Here is a 15,954-nt window from a genome sequence, read left to right as displayed (position 1 = left end):
CACGACAAGGTGATGCAGATCCTTGCCGACATCAAGAACGGCGGCTTCGCCAAGGCGACGGAATACGCCCAGAAGTTCGACGGCCTGAAGGGCAAGAACATTCGCGTGCCGGTTTCGGCCATCGCGAAGTCTGCCGCCAAGTGCCCCAAGGAACTCCAGAAGGCCTTGAAGCAGGCCATCAAGAACGTGCGCGACTTCCACAAGAACCAAATGGAAGAATCTTGGCTTATGGAAGGTGCCGACGGCGTCGTGCTCGGCCAGCGTATTCGCCCCATGAAGCGGGTTGGCCTCTATGTGCCGGGCGGTGCGGGCATCTACCCGAGCACCGTCATTATGAATGCGGTTCCGGCTCTCGTTGCCGGCGTGCAGGATATCGTGGTGGTGACCCCGATCAAGGGCGAAATCAACCGCGCTGTCGCATTCGTGCTGCAGGAACTCGGCATTACCGAAGTCTACCACATCGGCGGCGCTCAGGCGATTGGCCTGCTTGCCTACGGCGCGAAGGACGCGAAGGGCAAGACCGTCGTGGAACGCGTCGACAAGATTGTGGGCCCTGGCAACGTTTTTGCGGCCATCGCCAAGAAGGAAGTCTTCGGCGTCGTGGATATCGACATGGTGGCTGGCCCCAGCGAAGTGCTCGTGATGGCGGACAACACTTGCGATCCGGACTTCGTGGCTGCTGACTTGCTTAGCCAGGCGGAACACGGTTCCGGCTTCGAGGCGGCCATCTGCATTACCGACAACATGGAAACCGCCCAGATGATTAGCGCCTGCGTGGATATCCAGGTGGAAAATTCCCCGAAGAAGGAACTCCTCGAGAAGGTGCTCGGCAACTTCGGGCGCATTCTCGTGGTGAAGGACTGGTTCGACGGTGTGGAAATCGCGAACCGCATCGCTCCGGAACACCTGGAGGTGATGACTGCCGAAGCCGAATCCATGGCGGCGCAGATCGAGAATGCGGGGGCCGTGTTTATCGGCCCGTGGTCCAGCGAACCGGTGGGCGACTACTTCGCGGGCCCGAACCACGTGCTGCCTACCAACGGCACGGGCCGTTTCTTCAGTCCGCTGGGCGTCTATGATTTCTTAAAGCGCATGAGCATCATCCGCTACAGCGAGCGTGCCATCAAGAAGAATGCGAAGGCCATTGCCGCCGTCGCGACCGAAGAAGGCTTTATCCACCACGCCGCTGCGGTTCTCAAGCGCCTCTAAAAATGAAAGAAAAGCTCCCCTATGGGGAGCTTTTTTATTGGCTAGAATAGAAGCATTGATCCATCTCCAATGTTCAGGCAGACTCTGTTGCGGCCTGAGTTCTTGGCATGGTAGAGGGCTTCATCGGCGCGCCTGATCAAAGTCTCGACAGTGTCGCCCTGCTGGCGTTCCGTAAAACCGACGCTCACGGTAACCATAATGGTTTCGCCGGTTGAGAGAGTTATCTTGGTTCTTTCGATGTTGGAACGCAGTCGTTCGGCAATGACCTTTGCGTTTTCTGTAGTCGTATTCGGTAAAAAGACGGTGAATTCTTCGCCGCCATATCGCACGGGCATGTCCGAAGGCCTTAGACTTCTTATGATTTCCTGAGCAACGGTAATCAGTACTCGGTCTCCGGCTAGGTGACCATAGGTGTCGTTTATGTTCTTGAAATGGTCAATGTCTAGCATGAATGCGGAAAGAGAAAAGTTGCCGTCGTTGCTGCGCTTGAGTTCGCGGGTATACATTTCTTCGAGCCAACGGCGATTGTGCAGGCCTGTAAGCGAGTCGACCTTGGCATTCTCTTCGATACAGCGGATGTGGTATTCTTCTTCGCAGACGACCTTGTTGTTGCTACGAATACGATGACTGAGAATCTGTAGAAAGTTGAGGCATAGATCGTGCGATGCATTGAGCATGGCAAGTGCAGTCCTTGCTTCGATAATTAGCAGCTTGCTTTTCTCTTTAGCATAGACTTTGGCGCTTGGTTTCATGTTTTCGAAAATGGACATTTCACCGGCGCAGTGCCCAGGGTGGATAATGTCGGTAAATATTCCACCCTGCGAATGGAGAACGACTTCGAGAAGCCCATCGAGCAGAATAAGCAATTGCTGTTTGGGATGATCAGGGTCGATTAACAGCTTTCCCGGTTCGACAATAACTGTTGAACACCCTAGCAGGTAACCTGCTAGGCTTTCGAAAGCCACATTCCTGAATATGTCCAGTTTGTGGAATTCATTTCTAGAAATAGGTAGGGTCTCTAGTTTATTGTCGTTCATATTTTAATTATATATAAAAAAGGAAAAAAGAGGTGCGATTCCTAAAAAGATTTGGATTCGCTTCGTGAAAATCCGTTTTTTTCTATAATTTTAATACTTTCATTTGGAATAATAGGGGCTATTCGATGTCAAGGATTGTTCTCAAGAATGTTTATCTCAATGGTAAAACGCAGGATGTTTTGATTTCTGGTAAGAAGTTTGCCAAGGTAGACCGCAATCTAACGCAACGCGATTTCGATAAGGCCGACATGGTGGATTGTAGCGGACTTGCGCTTGTACCTCCCTTTTACAATGGTCATTGCCATGCGGCAATGACCCTGTTGCGCGGTTATGCCGATGACATGCCCTTGCAGAAATGGCTCCGCGAGTATATATGGCCTTTCGAGGCTAAACTTACTCCGAAAGACATCGAAATCGGTACGCGACTTGCCGTTCTAGAAATGATCAAGTCGGGAACAGTCTTTTTCTCGGATATGTACTGGCATAGAGAAGAGACGATGAAGGTGGTCAAGGAAATGGGAATTCGCGCCACCGTCGGTGTTACGATTGCCGAAAATCTGGATACTCCGGCGCATATCGAGAAAAATCTCCAGTTCCTGAAAGATCATCGTTTTGAATCGGAACGGGTGAAACTTTCGGTGATGCCGCATTCCATTTATACGGTGGGTGAGAAACTGTTCAAGCGCTGTGCCAAGCTTGCTCGCGAAGAAAACTACGTGTTGCATACGCACCTTTCCGAGACTCTTGGCGAAGTGAAGGATTGCAAGAAACAGTACGGATGTTTTCCGGTGGAACTGCTTGATCGGTGGAATGTCCTAGGCGATAACTTCGTTGCGGCTCATTGCGTCCATTTGTCTGAATTCGAAATGTCGTTGATGAGCAAATCGGGTTCAGCGGCAATATTGAATCCCTCTTCGAACCTGAAGCTTGGGAGTGGCATTCCCAAGGTGAATGCTTTACTTGGAAGCGGCATGCTTGTTGGGCTGGGAACTGATGGCGCTTCATCGAATAACAATCTTGACATGCATGAAGAAATGAAACTGATTTCGCTTTTGGCGAAGGTGGAACACAAGACGGGAAAAGCCGAGGCCTTGCCAGCTCGGGAGGCGCTTGCTATGGCGACCGCCAATACCGCTCTCGCTTATGGAATTCCTGCGGGCTCGATATCTGAGGGCCTCCTTGCCGATGCCCTTCTGCTTGATTTACGTAATGAACGCCTTTGCCCCAATCATAACCTTTTGAGCAATTGGGTTTATTCCGCCGATTCAAGTGCCGTCCACTCGGTCATCTGTAATGGAAAATTCGTCATGAGGAACCGTCATGTCGATGGCGAAGAGGATATCGTGAAAGAAGCGGGACTTGCGACAGATCAGATTATATCGCGCCTGTAGCCCTGGGGACGACCGCCGGCTTTACTTGTCTTTTTGGACTTTTTCTACAGCCTTGTCTTTGACTTCCTTGGCCGTGGCCGTGTCTATGGAAGCCGCTGCGGTTCCTTTTGCCTTGGCGACAGCCTTGCCTGCGGCATCGATGACGGCTTCCTTGGCCGCATCTGCCGCCTTGTCAGCTGCATCTTTTGCTACCGCCTCCGCTTTTTCGCTAGCCTTTTCTGTCAAGTTTTTGGTGAAGGCGGAAGCTTTGCGTTCCGCAACGCCGACAAGGTCGACTGGTTCGGAAGAGTAGCCCATCATTTCCAGGGTGCCTTTATATGCGGTATAGCTGACGGAGGCATCTCGAGTCTCGTGTACAATGCCTCCGAAGGGAAGTATGTGCAAGATAGTGAGTAGCACGAATATGATGAGCAAGGCCTTTATGACGCCAAAAATTCCACCGAGGATTCGGTCCACTTTTCCGACGACCGTGTCCTTGGTGTACTTGCTTACGAGGTGGCCGATAAAGGAAACTACGAGGAACGGAACGAGAAAACCGATACAGATGCAGACCAGGGTGGTTGAAAAGCTGCTTGTTTCGAGAAGGCCTGATATAAAATCGGCAAGGAGCTTTTGCGCAAAGTAGGCTCCCATGATGGCGCATGCCCAGGCGAGAAGTCTGAAGATACCATGCAGGAATCCTCTCCACAAACCAAGAAGCATCAAGATAAGGATGAGGATGAGGCTTACGATGTCGATTGCGTTCATGTTACAGATTGATTTTGAAAAGGTTGATGAAAATCAGTGTGCAGATGAGACCGGCTGTCACCGCGCCAGCCAATAATCCGCTTACGAAAAGTCTTGTGCGATGGGTTGGGTAACTAGGAGGATTGATGTAAAGCGAGGAGTCAATGGAATCCTTGCTTGCACGGATCGCATGTAGCCACATGGCGGTATACGGCACGAGATCGCGCGGAAGGTTGCGCATGACGACAGAAACCTGTTCTGCGGCATCTACTGCAGTGAGCGGTCGCTTGCGAGGGTCTTTCTTCAGTAGGTGTATAACAAGTTTGCGTAGACGTTTGGGAACTTCTTTTCCGAAGGCTTTTTCCGTCACTTGCAATTTCTGGATGCGCTGAACGGTTTCGCTGAAGTTTGTGCCGCGGAATATATTTTCGCCCATCAGCATTTCGCAGGCGATGATGCCTACGGCAAACAAGTCCGATGCGGGGGTTGCCTCTTCGCCGCGTGACTGTTCTGGGCTCATGTAGGTAACGGTTCCGAGAATAGCTCCTGTCTGGGTGAGTCTATCGGAATCTTCCTTGTTGAACGAGAGCGGGTCATCGGTATGGGCGATGCCGAAATCTAGCAGGTGGATGCGACCGTCATGGTCGATCATGATGTTTGCCGGCTTTAGATCGCGATGGACTATTCCCTTGCGATGAGCTTCGCCGAGGGCGCAGAGAATTTCGTGGAGGAGGGCAAGGATTAACCACAGGGGAGGCTGTTTGACCTTGTCCAGAATTTGACGGAGCGTCATGCCGTGGACAAATTCCATGGAAAGCGAGAGTTTGCCGTCCTTTTCTTTCCAGAGCGCATAGGGCTTGGTAATGGCCGGATGGTTCAGGTGCGCAAGAATATTGCCTTCTTGCATGAAACGTCGGATATTCGTGTCGCAGTCTTCCAGATTTTCCTGCATCTGCTTGACCACGACCATTCGGTCGAGCGACTTGTCGTGGCACAGCCATAGCTGGCCCATTGCGCCGGAACCTAATTCCTGCGTTGGCGTGTATCCACCAATTTTGCTAGGCTTTTTCGCGTCAGTTGTCATTCGTCGCTAACTTCTCTCGTCTTTCGTCTCTCGTCTATAGGGCCCTGGCCCGTTCCTTATTTCTCTAAGTAGATTGTATGGTGTTTTGTCTTCGGGTCCAGATTCGGGTAGTCCAGAATGTAATGGAGACCGCGCGATTCCTTGCGATTGAGGGCGGCTGTCAGAATCATCTTCGACACCTGCAGTGCATTCAGGAACTCGATGAAATAGAGGTTCTCGGTTTCCTTGTTCTTGATGGCGCTCTGCACGTCGGCTTCGAGCCCCTCGATCACTTTGAGCCCCTGGTTGAGACCAGCGACAGTGCGCACGATACCGCAATGGGTCCACATCATGTCCTGCAAAATTTTGCGGCGCTTACGCCAGTAGGCGGATTTGGTGAAGGAAATGCGTTCTTTCTTGTTCGATTTCGCGGCGCTCAGTTTTTCATTCAGAAGGGAACTGTTGCAGATATTGTCGACTGCGCGGATGGCAAAGACGACGCTTTCTAAGAGGGAGTTCGAGGCGAGGCGGTTTGCTCCGTGGACTCCCGTCGCAGCGACCTCGCCGCAGGCGTAAAGTCCCTTAATCTCGGTGCGGGACCAGGTGTCTACCAGAACGCCTCCACACATGTAGTGAGCGGCTGGTACCACGGGAATCCATTCCTTTGTCATGTCGATGCCGACTTCCATGCACTTTGCGTAGATGTTGGGAAAGTGGCTGCGAATGTCCTTGGGCGTACGGCCGGTAAGGTCAATGTACATGTGCGACTTGCCGAGGCGCTGCATTTCACTATGGATGGCGCGTGCCACGATGTCGCGAGGCGCAAGGGAATGAAGTGGATGAACCTGGTTCATGAATTCTTCGCCCTTGTCGTTTTTCAATATGCCCCCGAAACCGCGAACGGCTTCGGAAATGAGGAAGGGTTTCTTGAGGCTCGGAGCATAAAGGCTTGTGGGGTGAAACTGCATGAATTCGATATCTTGCAGTGCGGCTCCAGCGCGCGCAGCGATGGCCATACCGTCTCCGCAACTGTCGGGCGGGCAGACTGTGTACTGCCAGATGCGGCCTGCACCGCCAGTCGAAAGAATTGTCGCTTTGGCCAGGAGGTTTTCGACGATTCCCGATTTCTGGTGAATAATCTTTGCCCCGATGCAGCGTTTTTCCTTGCCTTCTCCTTTGCAGATAAGATCCTTGATGTAGCAGTTTTCAATGTAGTGGATGTTTTGGTGCTTGTGCAACTCGGCAAGCAGAGCGCGCATGATTTCTTTACCGGTCAGGTCGGCGGCGTGCAGAATGCGATGGTGGCTGTGTCCGCCTTCGAGGTGCAGGTCGAACTGGGTCTGGTCAGTGGGCGAGGGGGTGAACTGGACTCCCCATTTGACGAGCTGCCGGATTGTGTCGGGACCGCTTTTGGTGAGGATGTTCACGGGTTCCTTCTTGCAGAGTCCGGCTCCTGCCTCGAGGGTGTCGGCAATATGAAATTCGAATTTGTCCGTTTTTTCAGTGACGGTGGCGATGCCGCCCTGGGCGTAGTTGGATGAACCGTCCGGTTTGGCCCCCTTTGTAAGGATGACGACCGAGAGGCCTTTTTCTGCCGCGTGGATGGCTGCGCTCAAGCCGGAAATGCCGGCGCCCAGAACCAAAATATCGAACATGACCGAACTCCATTGAGTTTCAAAGTTTTTTGATATTCCATAAATAGAAAAAAAGCCGTATTTCGGCATTAAATGGATGTAAAATAAAACAAATTGCTTTTTTTTTCTACATTTTGCGCCGACAAATTTTTATGGAGTCTACTCTATGTTAACGTGGATTAATGAAAAAGCCAAGTGGATTATCGTTATCTTTGCCGCGGGTATCGTGGTGGGCCTTTTGGCCATGGACCGCGTCCCGAACCAGGGACATAGCTACCCGGTCGGTGAAGTGGGCGACAAGAAGATTTCTTACGCCGAATTCGACTCCCGCATCAAGACGATTGTGCAGAACCAGTATCAGGGACAGCATCTGGAAGACGAACACTACAATCAGCTGCGTAGCGAAGTGTTCCGTAGCTTTGTTCGCCAGATTCTCATGAACGATCAGTTCGAAAAGGCTGAACTTGGCGCATCCGTTGCTGAAATCGAATCGGAATTTACCCGCAATCCCGATGCCGTTCGTGGCCGTTTGGTGCAGGAAGCCCAACGCCGTCTGTACATGATTCAGCAGCAGGCCTCTTCCCAGGAAGACCTGATGCAACGTACGCAGGCTTATATCGCAAGCCTTCCGAAGTTCCTGACGGACTCGACCTTTAACAAGGATGAATACGATGCCTGGCTCAAGACTCCCGAGGCGTTCAATAACTGGGGCGTGATGCTTCAGTTCGAAGAAGATCTCAAGACGAATACGATTCCTATGCGTCAACTGCAAGCGCTGGTCGGAGCTTCCTTCCATGCAACTTCGCTTGAATCGAAGTGGGCTGTTAGCCGTCGTTTGACGGACTACGAACTGCAGGTGGCGGTCGCCTCTAATAATGACTTCAAGGCAGACGAAAATTCCGTCGACAGTGTGATGGTGGCTGGCTACTTCAACGCTCATCTCGACAGCTTCTTCGTAAAGAAGGATATGGCCCAGTTTGCCTATGCTTATCTGCCTGTAGAAGCGACTGCTGGCGACGATGCCCGCATTCGTGAATATGCCATGACACTTTACTATCAGTTGACGGACTCTTCTTCGACAACGACTTTCGAGGATATGGCCCGTATTTCCTCTGAAGATCCGGCCTCCGCTGAAAAGGGTGGCCTTCTGAGTGAAGACTTTACGGGTCGCGGTGTCTATGTCAAGGAATTCGAGGATGTTGCGTTTGCACTCGATTCCGGTGCTGTTTCTGAACCCGTACGTACTCGCTTCGGTTATCACATCATCAAGTCCTATGGTAAGTCCAAGGATTCTACCGGTGCAGAAGTTGTGAAGGTTGGCCATATTCTCCTGATTGTGAATGCTTCTTCCGAAACGGTCGATAGCCTCGAAGGTATTCTCGCGAACATCAAGACGGCTGTCGATGCAGGTTCCTCTTTCGAAGATGCTGCCAAGGCACAGAATCTTGACGTTCAAAAGTCCAACTGGATTTCTCGTGGCGAAGATATCGAAGGCGTGGGTTACCTGAGGGGACTTGCCTCCTATGCCTGGCCGAATGAAAACCTGCCGGATGAAGTGAGCAAGGTATCTCCGGTTATGAAGAATAACAAGTGGGTGGTTGTCGCTCTCAAGATCAAGGATCTCAAGGCTGGCGAACGCAGTCTCGATCTCTATTTCAACAACATCAAGTCCACATTGCTCCGCGGCAAGTCCTCCGCTGCTGCAGAATCTTATCTGAATTCTGTCGCTGAAAAGGTGAAGGCCTGGACCCCGGCAGACAGTACTGCCGATTCTGCAACGGTCGCCGCGAACAAGATTGAAAAGGTGAATATCGAAAAGGTTACTGCATCTGTGGATGGCTATGTGCCTGGCTTCGGTTATGGCAATTCCCGTATCGCCAAGACGCTCGAAGGCGTGAAGGTGGGCGAATGGTCTCCAGTGGTTGCTACCGATAATGGTGCCGTCATGGTGAAGGTTATTTCCAAGAAGGCCCCGGAAGAAGATGCCTTGAACGCAGCCGTGAAAACGGATATCTCGAATACGACTGGCTATGCTGCAATGGGCTCGTTCAACGAATTCGTGAACAATCTCGAAAATTCGACCCCGGTCATCAACAATCTTGATCTTTACTACAGAGATTAATGACAGAATCTAGAATGTTTGCTATATTTGGCGAGCCCTAATGAGCAAACATTTTCGGTGCCATCGTCTAGTGGTCCAGGACACTGGCCTCTCACGCCGGTAACAAGGGTTCGAGTCCCTTTGGCACTATGAAAAGAACTTCAGTCTCGTATACAAAGAGATTGAAGTTTTTTATTTGCTTACTCTTTGATTTTTTGTAAAAAAAAGTATAAATTTGGTGCATGGTGATGGTGGTGTAATGCGAATTTTTGATGATAAAAAAGTGCTCAGAATCTTGCTCATCGTGGCAAGTCTCCTCTTTGCTTCCTTTATTCCTGAAATTTTGGACCATGAGGACTATGCCTTATGGGTTTTTCCATATATATTGGCCGATATTTTCTTGATTACGGTTGCTGTTGCATATCGTTTTCCAATTATAGGTAACAATAAGCGTATCCGTGAGGATGTAGAAATTGCTCCGCCAGCGACGGGTGCGATGCCGATCCGTGATTTCAAGAAGGATTTGCTCGAAAAAGATGAACTTTTCCAGATGATGATCGATGTTTCGGCAAATGGTTTCTGGACATTCGATGTCGCTTCGGGAAAGGTCTACTGGTCTCAGAAGGCTGCAAAATTCCTGAAGGCGAATCTGGATCAGGTGGATGATTCCTTTGACTTGCTAAGGACCCGTGTCCTGGAAAAGGATTGGAACCGCTTCAAGGAAAAGATGAGCGTTGCTCTTGAGACGGGGGAATCCTTCAGTCTGGAAGTTTCGCTGCTTGATGAAAAGATGAATGGCCGGATGCTAACCATTTCCGGCAGTATTCAGAAAAATGAGGATGGTTTCCCGATTCGAATCGTGGGAGCCCTGAATGAAAGCCAGGATCGCGATCAAAGAGAAAAGCAGAGCTACTATTATGTGTATCAAGATGCGTTGACGGGTGTCTACAATCGTAATTTCTTCCTTGAAAAGTTGAAAATCGATGTGGAAATGGCGCTGCAGCGTCCTGATTATATATTTGCTGTTGCTCTCTTGGACATCGACAGTTTTAGTGCTATCAATACCTCCTACTCAATAAACACGGGTGACAAGGTCTTGCGTATCGTGTCAAATAGACTCCGTTCGTTGTGCCGCCCGGAGGATTCCATTGCCCGTATCGGTCCAGATGTCTTTGCTGTCATTTTGCATAATATTGAAAATAGTGATAGCGATGTTAAGGATGTCGTACGGCGAATCCATAATGCGGTTAAGAAACCGATTCAACTCGAATCGCAGGAACTCTATATCAGCGTGTCCATGGCCGTTGCGATGAACCGCGATGTGGATTGTGTCGAAGACATCATGGCGAATGCGACGGCGAGCCTTCGCGAAATGAAGAAGGGCGTGAATCATGGCGGAATTCAGTTCTTTAGCGGCGGAATCCGTGAGAAGGCGATGCGCCTTTACAAGCTTGAATTTGAAATCCGCAAGGCAATCCAGGCGCAGGAATTCGTTCTTTTTTATCAGCCTGTTATCGATATAGGGAATAACAACAGAATAGTGTCGTTCGAAGCCTTGGTCCGCTGGAATCAGGCTGAAAACGGTTTTATTTCTCCTGCGGACTTCATCCCTATTGCCGAGGAGACTGGACTTATCATACCGCTGGGTGCCCAGATTCTGGAAATGGCCTGTATTCAGGCAAAGAAATGGGTGGATATGGGTTACACCGATTTGCAGGTGGCGGTCAATTTCTCGGCCAAGCAGTTTGCCTTGGACAACATGGTCGACGATGTGAAGCAGGTCTTGTTGCGCACGAATTTGAATCCCAAGAATCTCAAGCTCGAAATTACGGAATATACGGCGGTCTGCGAAGCGGAAAAGACAATCGAAATCATGAAGGCTCTGTCGGGGATGGGAATTCAGATTTCAATTGACGACTTTGGTACTGGATACAGTTCGCTTTCTTCTCTGAAGCGTTTCCCGATTCATACTTTGAAGATGGATAAGTCCTTTATTGACCATGTGGTGGATGACGAAGAGGATGCTGCCTTTGCACGCATGGTGATTGGCCTTGCGAAATCCCTGAATCTGGACCTCATTGCTGAAGGTGTTGAAACGGAAAGCCAGCTAGAGTTTCTGCGAAACGAAGGATGTAGGCTAATTCAGGGGTTCTATTTCAGTCAGCCGCTCGATGTTCCCATGGCCGAGGAATTTCTTGAGAAACATTATGCATTGCAGGCGGTGGAGGTTTAGATTCCGTAGCATCGGCGAGTATTTTCGCGACAGTCCCTGTAGAGTTGTTCTACGGGGTTTTCTTTTATCTGCGCTAGCGCCTGGGCAATGTAGGGTATATAGCCCGAGTGACAGGGCTTTCCGCGGTAGGGAATGGGAGCCATGTAAGGGGAATCTGTTTCCAGGAGTATCTGGTCCATGGGCACGATTGCTGCTGCATCGCGCACATTTTGGGCATTCTTAAACGTCACGATTCCCGTAAAGCCGATGAAAATGCTTGCTCCGCGGTATTTCAAGTCCAGCAATTGCGCACAGAATTTGGGCGAGCCCGTAAAGCAGTGCACGTGAATCTTGCTTCCGCGAAGGTCTGCATTGCGCAACACTGCAAGCGCATCGTCGTCGGCTTCTCGCAAGTGCAAAACAAGTGGCTTGCCCGATTTGAGCCCGAGTTCCAAGTGGCGCTCGAAAAGCTTGACCTGTTTGGCTTTTGTATCAGAACCGTAGTGGTAATCGAGTCCGAATTCACCGCAGGCTACACACTTGGGGTGCTTTAGAAATTCCTGCAGGCGGACTTCGTCTTCGGTGGTTTCTGTCAGAACATATTCCGGATGAATCCCGTAAGCGGCGTAGACATTCGGGTATTTTTCAGAGAGCTCCTGGGCGCGGGCAAAGTCTGCCGGGTCGCATGCCACATGGATGAACGCTTCAGGCAAGGCGACCTTCGGGTCGGCATCGTGGGGGAGCCGTTCCAGCAGCGAATCCAGGCTTTCGCCGGAGTGCCGTTCGTAGGAATCAATATGGCAATGGGTGTCGATGAACATAATTACCAATGTGTGGTGTGGAATGTGTGATGAGTAATGGGAAAAATTTTCATTTCACATTACACAATTCACATTACACATCATCAATATTTAACTTCCACAATTTCGTAGGTAATCACTCCCTTGGGGGCTTGGACTTGTACCTGGTCGCCCTGTTTTTTGCCCATCAGGGCTTCGCCGACGGGGGACTTCATGCTGATGCGGCCCTGCAATGGATCGATTTCCTTTTCGCCCACGATGCTGTAGGTGCGTTCGCGCTTGGTCTTGATGTCCTTCATCTTGACCGTTGCACCGAATCGGATTGTCCCGTCGTCGGATGCCTGCGATTCTACGACTTGCGCGCCGTCCAAAATGTGGTCCAGTTCGCGGAGCCTGCGGTCGATTTCGCGCACGCGCATGCGCCCGTATGTGTAGGCTGCATTTTCACTGCGGTCGCCTTCGGCAGCGGCCGCCTGCACCTGATTGATCATCGCCGGACGTTCCACGTATTTCAGGTGTTCCCACTCTGCCTTGAACTTTTCAAAGCCTTCTTTTGAGATTAAGTGTTTCATCGCAATAAATGTAGAATTTATCACTTCTTTTAGATGATTGTATTGCAGGAGCGATGAGACTTTTTCTAAATTTGGCACGCAATGATTCATTTAAAGCACAAACCCATAGACAAGAATGAGTCCAAATACAAGAGACTCAGCCGCATCTACTACAACCGCATGTTTCCGAAAAGGCAGGACGCCCTGAAGGTGGCTTGGTCGGTTGCCGCCGGCGTGTTTATCGGTATCTGGCCCACTATCGGCGTGGCCATCCTTTTGACGGTGGCGTTTTGCGCCGTGTTCAGGCTCCCGAAGGTCCCCGGAATCGTGGCTTCCTTCGTGGCAAACCCGCTGACTCAGTTTGGTTTCTTTTACCCGTCAGGCTATGCGATCGGTTGCAAGCTCCTGAATCCCGAAAAGATTAATTTTGATTTTCTGTCTGAATTTGAAGGACTTTCTTTCAAGAACTGCATTTCGGTGATTTCGCACCTGTGGCACGACGCTGCGGGGCATTTGGCCGCTTTTATGGTGGGAATTACGATTGTGGCTGCCATTGGCGGAGCAATCTTCTTTTTCCTGGCCTATTTTATTGTAAATTATCGCAAGAAAAAATGGATGGCGGGCAAGACCAGCTATATCCAGAACTTGATTGCCGAAGACGAGGCTTTAATTAAAGAAGCACACAAAGGAAAACACCCCATGATGCACATCTATCCGTTCAAGGCGCTGCGCCCGGTGAACCCGGCCGAAGCTGAAACGATTTCTGCCCTTCCGTACGACGTGATGAACCGCGCCGAAGCGAAGGCCATGGCCGAAGGCCTCCCGCATTCCTACCTGCGCGTGACCCGTGCCGAACTGGAACTCCCTGATTCCGTGGATGCCTACGACCCGAAGGTCTATGCGCACGCCCGCGAAAACCTGGACAAGATGATTGCCGACGGGGTGATCGCTTACGACAAGAAGCCTTGCCTCTATGTTTACCGCCAGACCATGAACGGTCGCGAACAGTACGGCCTGGTGTGCTGCGTGCCTGCCGCCGACTATTTTAACGGCATTATCAAGAAGCACGAGTTGACCCGTGCCGACAAGGAAGAAGACCGCCTTCGTCATGTGCTGGCCACCAACGCCAACACGGGTCCGGTGTTTTTGACCTACCGTGACCAGGGCCAGTTCGACGTGTTCGGAGCCGTCACCAAGCGTAAGCCCGTTTACGACTTCGTGAGCAAGGGCGACGGATTCGGCCATACGGTTTGGATCATTGACGATGACGCCGAAATTGAAGCCATCCGCAAGTCTTTCGAAGCCGTTCCGGTGAGTTACATTGCCGACGGTCACCACCGCAGTGCCGCCGGTGCCCGTGCCGCCAGCTACCGCGCCGAGCAGAACCCGAACAACACCGGTGACGAAGAATACAACCGTTACCTCGCCATCCTGTTCCCCAGCACCCAGCTGAAGATTCTGGACTACAACCGCGTGCTGAAGGACCTGAACGGTCGCACTCCGGAACAGCTCATGGAAGAGATGAAGAAGGTGTTCGATATCGTTGCTCTCGACAAGATGCAGAGCCCCGCCAAGCAGAACCAGGTGAATTTCTACATGGGTGGCAAGTGGTACGCTTGTACCTTCAAGGCCCAGTTCCTCAAGAACCTGGGCCCGGTGGACAGCCTGGATGTGGCGCTCCTCCAGAAGCTCATCCTCAAGCCGCTCTTCGACATCGACGACCCGCGTACTTCCAAGCGCATCGATTTTGTCGGTGGCATTCGCGGTCTTGGCGAACTGGTGAAGCGTGTGGATAGCGGTGAATGCGCCTGCGCCTTTGCCATGTATCCGACCACTCTCGATCAGCTCATGAACATCGCCGACGCCGGCGAGATCATGCCGCCAAAGAGCACCTGGTTCGAACCCAAGCTCCGTGATGGCCTGCTGGTTCACTCGTTGGATTAAGGTTAATCCGATTGACTGAAAAAATTAAGAGCTCCCGCAAGCGGGAGCTTTTTTGTGTTTCACCGAGGGCTATTTCTCGGATTGTTCCTCGGTGGGAACTGCTTCCTCGGTGGAAATTTCTTTAGGTTCCTCCGTTATGAACAGCTCGAGGACTTTTTCAACTGCTTTTTCGATATAGTGACGAATCGGTGAGATAGCCTTTTTCTTGAATTGGTCGGGCCATTCGATGTATTTACCGATAATATCCTTGTTGGTGAAGTATCCTAATTCGCGCGAGTCGGGACAGTTTTCGCCTTTTTCGCAGGTCAGATAGTAGCAGTTGTCCTGAATGACGATTTCGTTGAGCGGTATACCTCTTGGCGTATCGGCAACTTTGATCGTGTCTGCCTTGATTACGGAATCCTTTTGAATTGTGGAATCGGCCTTGTTTAAAGTGTCTGCTAGAGTTGAGGTGTCGTTGAATTCTGAGGAATCTTGTACAGCAACTTTGGGTGTGTTGTTTAGGAAGAGTCGTCTCTTTAGCTTTATCGGGGCGTTGCCGGGTTCACTATGGCGAATCTGTAATTCAATCAGGTAACGATCTTGCCACGGCAAAAAATTGATTTCTTTCAGGCTAACTTGTCGGTTTGCAATCTTTGTCGAACCGACACGCTCGATATTCATTTCGTGGTCTCCTTGCCACAGAGTCGTCTGGACCGATACGGGAATACCATGATTAATCAAGTATGAAATGATATAATCCTGTTCGATGTCGTTCAGCTTGTCGAAGTAGAGTGTGTCGTTCAATTTTGGAACATAGAGTTTTCTGCTTTGGATAAAGTAACTTTCTTCTTTCCACTTAAATTTGCGGTAAGGTGTGCGTACGGCGCCTTTGTCCGTGATTTCGATGGAGTCTCCGGGGAGGGCGAGGACTCTGCGGACCATGGTTTCTTTGTTCTTGAGAGTTATCCACACGATATCCTTTTCTGTGATGGAAGAAATACATTGCGGAAATTTGCACATCCAGTGAATGGATCCTTCCTTGAACATTGGAGCCATGGAAGCGTCGCGGAGCTGCACTGGTGCCAATAGGTAATAGCGAGCGGCGAGAGCGGCGCAGAAAATTGCAACGAGTAAGAAGAATAGCATGACCACATGGCCCTGCGAATTTCTGCGTTGCAGTTTCTTTACTAGTCGCTCCGGTCCCGATGTCATAAGGAGCTAGTCCCCGTTGCTGGTGGAGTTGTCAGAAAGCGAAAGCACGGCGAGGAACGCCTTCTGCGGCACTTCGACAGAGCCGATGCTCT

The 15,954-nt window shown here is 50.8% G+C and carries 12 protein-coding genes, 1 tRNA gene and 1 pseudogene; 7 read left to right on the top strand and 7 right to left on the bottom strand.

From position 1 onward, the window contains the following. A partial coding sequence (gene hisD / locus Q0628_RS09355) for a histidinol dehydrogenase (protein ID WP_298770392.1) occupies positions 1-1,209 on the top strand: 1,209 nt, incomplete at its 5' end. A gap of 41 nt (positions 1,210-1,250) precedes the next feature. Here hisD and Q0628_RS09350 read toward each other — a convergent pair. Further along, the gene (locus Q0628_RS09350; RefSeq protein WP_298770390.1) at positions 1,251-2,246 is read right to left on the bottom strand and encodes a diguanylate cyclase; all 996 of its coding nucleotides are present in this window, start codon (positions 2,244-2,246) and stop codon (positions 1,251-1,253) included. Positions 2,247-2,371: 125 nt separating this feature from the next. On the opposite strand from Q0628_RS09350, the gene Q0628_RS09345 reads away from it, so the two are divergent. Then, complete coding sequence (locus Q0628_RS09345; RefSeq protein ID WP_298770388.1) at positions 2,372-3,637, top strand: amidohydrolase; 1,266 nt, start codon at positions 2,372-2,374, stop codon at positions 3,635-3,637. A gap of 21 nt (positions 3,638-3,658) precedes the next feature. Here the strand turns inward: Q0628_RS09345 and Q0628_RS09340 are convergent, their stop codons facing one another. Genes Q0628_RS09340 through nadB form a run of 3 tightly spaced genes read right to left on the bottom strand, consistent with a single transcriptional unit; the run spans position 3,659 to position 7,081 of the window. Beyond that, on the bottom strand, positions 3,659-4,384 hold the full coding sequence (locus Q0628_RS09340) for a CvpA family protein (RefSeq protein WP_298770386.1): 726 nt from the start codon (positions 4,382-4,384) through the stop codon (positions 3,659-3,661). Between the two features lies 1 nt (position 4,385). Continuing rightward, on the bottom strand, positions 4,386-5,447 hold the full coding sequence (locus Q0628_RS09335) for a serine/threonine-protein kinase (RefSeq protein ID WP_298770384.1): 1,062 nt from the start codon (positions 5,445-5,447) through the stop codon (positions 4,386-4,388). 56 nt (positions 5,448-5,503) lie between these two features. After that, positions 5,504-7,081, bottom strand: coding sequence for an L-aspartate oxidase (nadB, locus tag Q0628_RS09330; RefSeq protein WP_298770382.1), 1,578 nt, complete (start codon positions 7,079-7,081; stop codon positions 5,504-5,506). Positions 7,082-7,226: 145 nt separating this feature from the next. On the opposite strand from nadB, the gene Q0628_RS09325 reads away from it, so the two are divergent. The 3 genes from Q0628_RS09325 (at position 7,227) to Q0628_RS09315 (ending at position 11,394) form a co-directional block, all read left to right on the top strand. After that, positions 7,227-9,182, top strand: a complete 1,956-nt coding sequence (locus Q0628_RS09325) for a peptidylprolyl isomerase (protein ID WP_298770380.1) — start codon at positions 7,227-7,229, stop codon at positions 9,180-9,182. A gap of 56 nt (positions 9,183-9,238) precedes the next feature. After that, positions 9,239-9,311 (top strand) — tRNA-Glu (locus tag Q0628_RS09320). A gap of 154 nt (positions 9,312-9,465) precedes the next feature. Then, positions 9,466-11,394, top strand: a complete 1,929-nt coding sequence (locus Q0628_RS09315) for an EAL domain-containing protein (protein ID WP_298770378.1) — start codon at positions 9,466-9,468, stop codon at positions 11,392-11,394. Here the strand turns inward: Q0628_RS09315 and Q0628_RS09310 are convergent. Then, the gene (locus Q0628_RS09310; RefSeq protein ID WP_298770376.1) at positions 11,391-12,194 is read right to left on the bottom strand and encodes a TatD family hydrolase; all 804 of its coding nucleotides are present in this window, start codon (positions 12,192-12,194) and stop codon (positions 11,391-11,393) included. The two genes, Q0628_RS09315 and Q0628_RS09310, sit on opposite strands and share 4 nt — an antisense overlap. An 83-nt stretch (positions 12,195-12,277) precedes the next feature. Continuing rightward, the gene (gene greA, locus Q0628_RS09305) at positions 12,278-12,745 is read right to left on the bottom strand and encodes a transcription elongation factor GreA (protein WP_298770374.1); all 468 of its coding nucleotides are present in this window, start codon (positions 12,743-12,745) and stop codon (positions 12,278-12,280) included. Between the two features lie 81 nt (positions 12,746-12,826). Here greA and Q0628_RS15735 point away from each other — a divergent pair. Both Q0628_RS15735 and Q0628_RS09300 read left to right on the top strand, forming a co-directional pair. Further along, a pseudogene (locus Q0628_RS15735) lies at positions 12,827-13,324 on the top strand (DUF2062 domain-containing protein); the annotation flags it as partial. Positions 13,325-13,423: 99 nt separating this feature from the next. Next, positions 13,424-14,668, top strand: coding sequence for a DUF1015 family protein (locus Q0628_RS09300; protein ID WP_366979150.1), 1,245 nt, complete (start codon positions 13,424-13,426; stop codon positions 14,666-14,668). A 69-nt stretch (positions 14,669-14,737) separates the two neighbouring features. On the opposite strand, the gene lepB is transcribed toward Q0628_RS09300, so the two are convergent. Continuing rightward, complete coding sequence (lepB, locus tag Q0628_RS09295; protein ID WP_298770370.1) at positions 14,738-15,862, bottom strand: signal peptidase I; 1,125 nt, start codon at positions 15,860-15,862, stop codon at positions 14,738-14,740. Positions 15,863-15,954: the final 92 nt, after the last annotated feature.

The sequence above is a fragment of the uncultured Fibrobacter sp. genome (assembly GCF_937877005.1).
Classification (GTDB): Bacteria; Fibrobacterota; Fibrobacteria; order Fibrobacterales; family Fibrobacteraceae; genus Fibrobacter.
Note: the sequence above shows the minus strand (reverse complement) of the source record. Positions and strands in the feature narration are given on the sequence as shown.

Bases quoted from the DNA above. Each gene is read 5' to 3' on its own strand.
- Q0628_RS09350 (WP_298770390.1), bottom strand. From the start codon at position 2,246: ATGAACGACAATAAACTAGAGACCCTACCTATTTCTAGAAATGAATTC.
- Q0628_RS09345 (WP_298770388.1), top strand. From the start codon at position 2,372: ATGTCAAGGATTGTTCTCAAGAATGTTTATCTCAATGGTAAAACGCAG.
- Q0628_RS09340 (WP_298770386.1), bottom strand. From the start codon at position 4,384: ATGAACGCAATCGACATCGTAAGCCTCATCCTCATCCTTATCTTGATG.
- Q0628_RS09335 (WP_298770384.1), bottom strand. From the start codon at position 5,447: ATGACAACTGACGCGAAAAAGCCTAGCAAAATTGGTGGATACACGCCA.
- nadB (WP_298770382.1), bottom strand. From the start codon at position 7,081: ATGTTCGATATTTTGGTTCTGGGCGCCGGCATTTCCGGCTTGAGCGCA.
- Q0628_RS09325 (WP_298770380.1), top strand. From the start codon at position 7,227: ATGTTAACGTGGATTAATGAAAAAGCCAAGTGGATTATCGTTATCTTT.
- Q0628_RS09310 (WP_298770376.1), bottom strand. From the start codon at position 12,194: ATGTTCATCGACACCCATTGCCATATTGATTCCTACGAACGGCACTCC.
- greA (WP_298770374.1), bottom strand. From the start codon at position 12,745: ATGAAACACTTAATCTCAAAAGAAGGCTTTGAAAAGTTCAAGGCAGAG.
- Q0628_RS09300 (WP_366979150.1), top strand. From the start codon at position 13,424: ATGATGCACATCTATCCGTTCAAGGCGCTGCGCCCGGTGAACCCGGCC.
- lepB (WP_298770370.1), bottom strand. From the start codon at position 15,862: ATGACATCGGGACCGGAGCGACTAGTAAAGAAACTGCAACGCAGAAAT.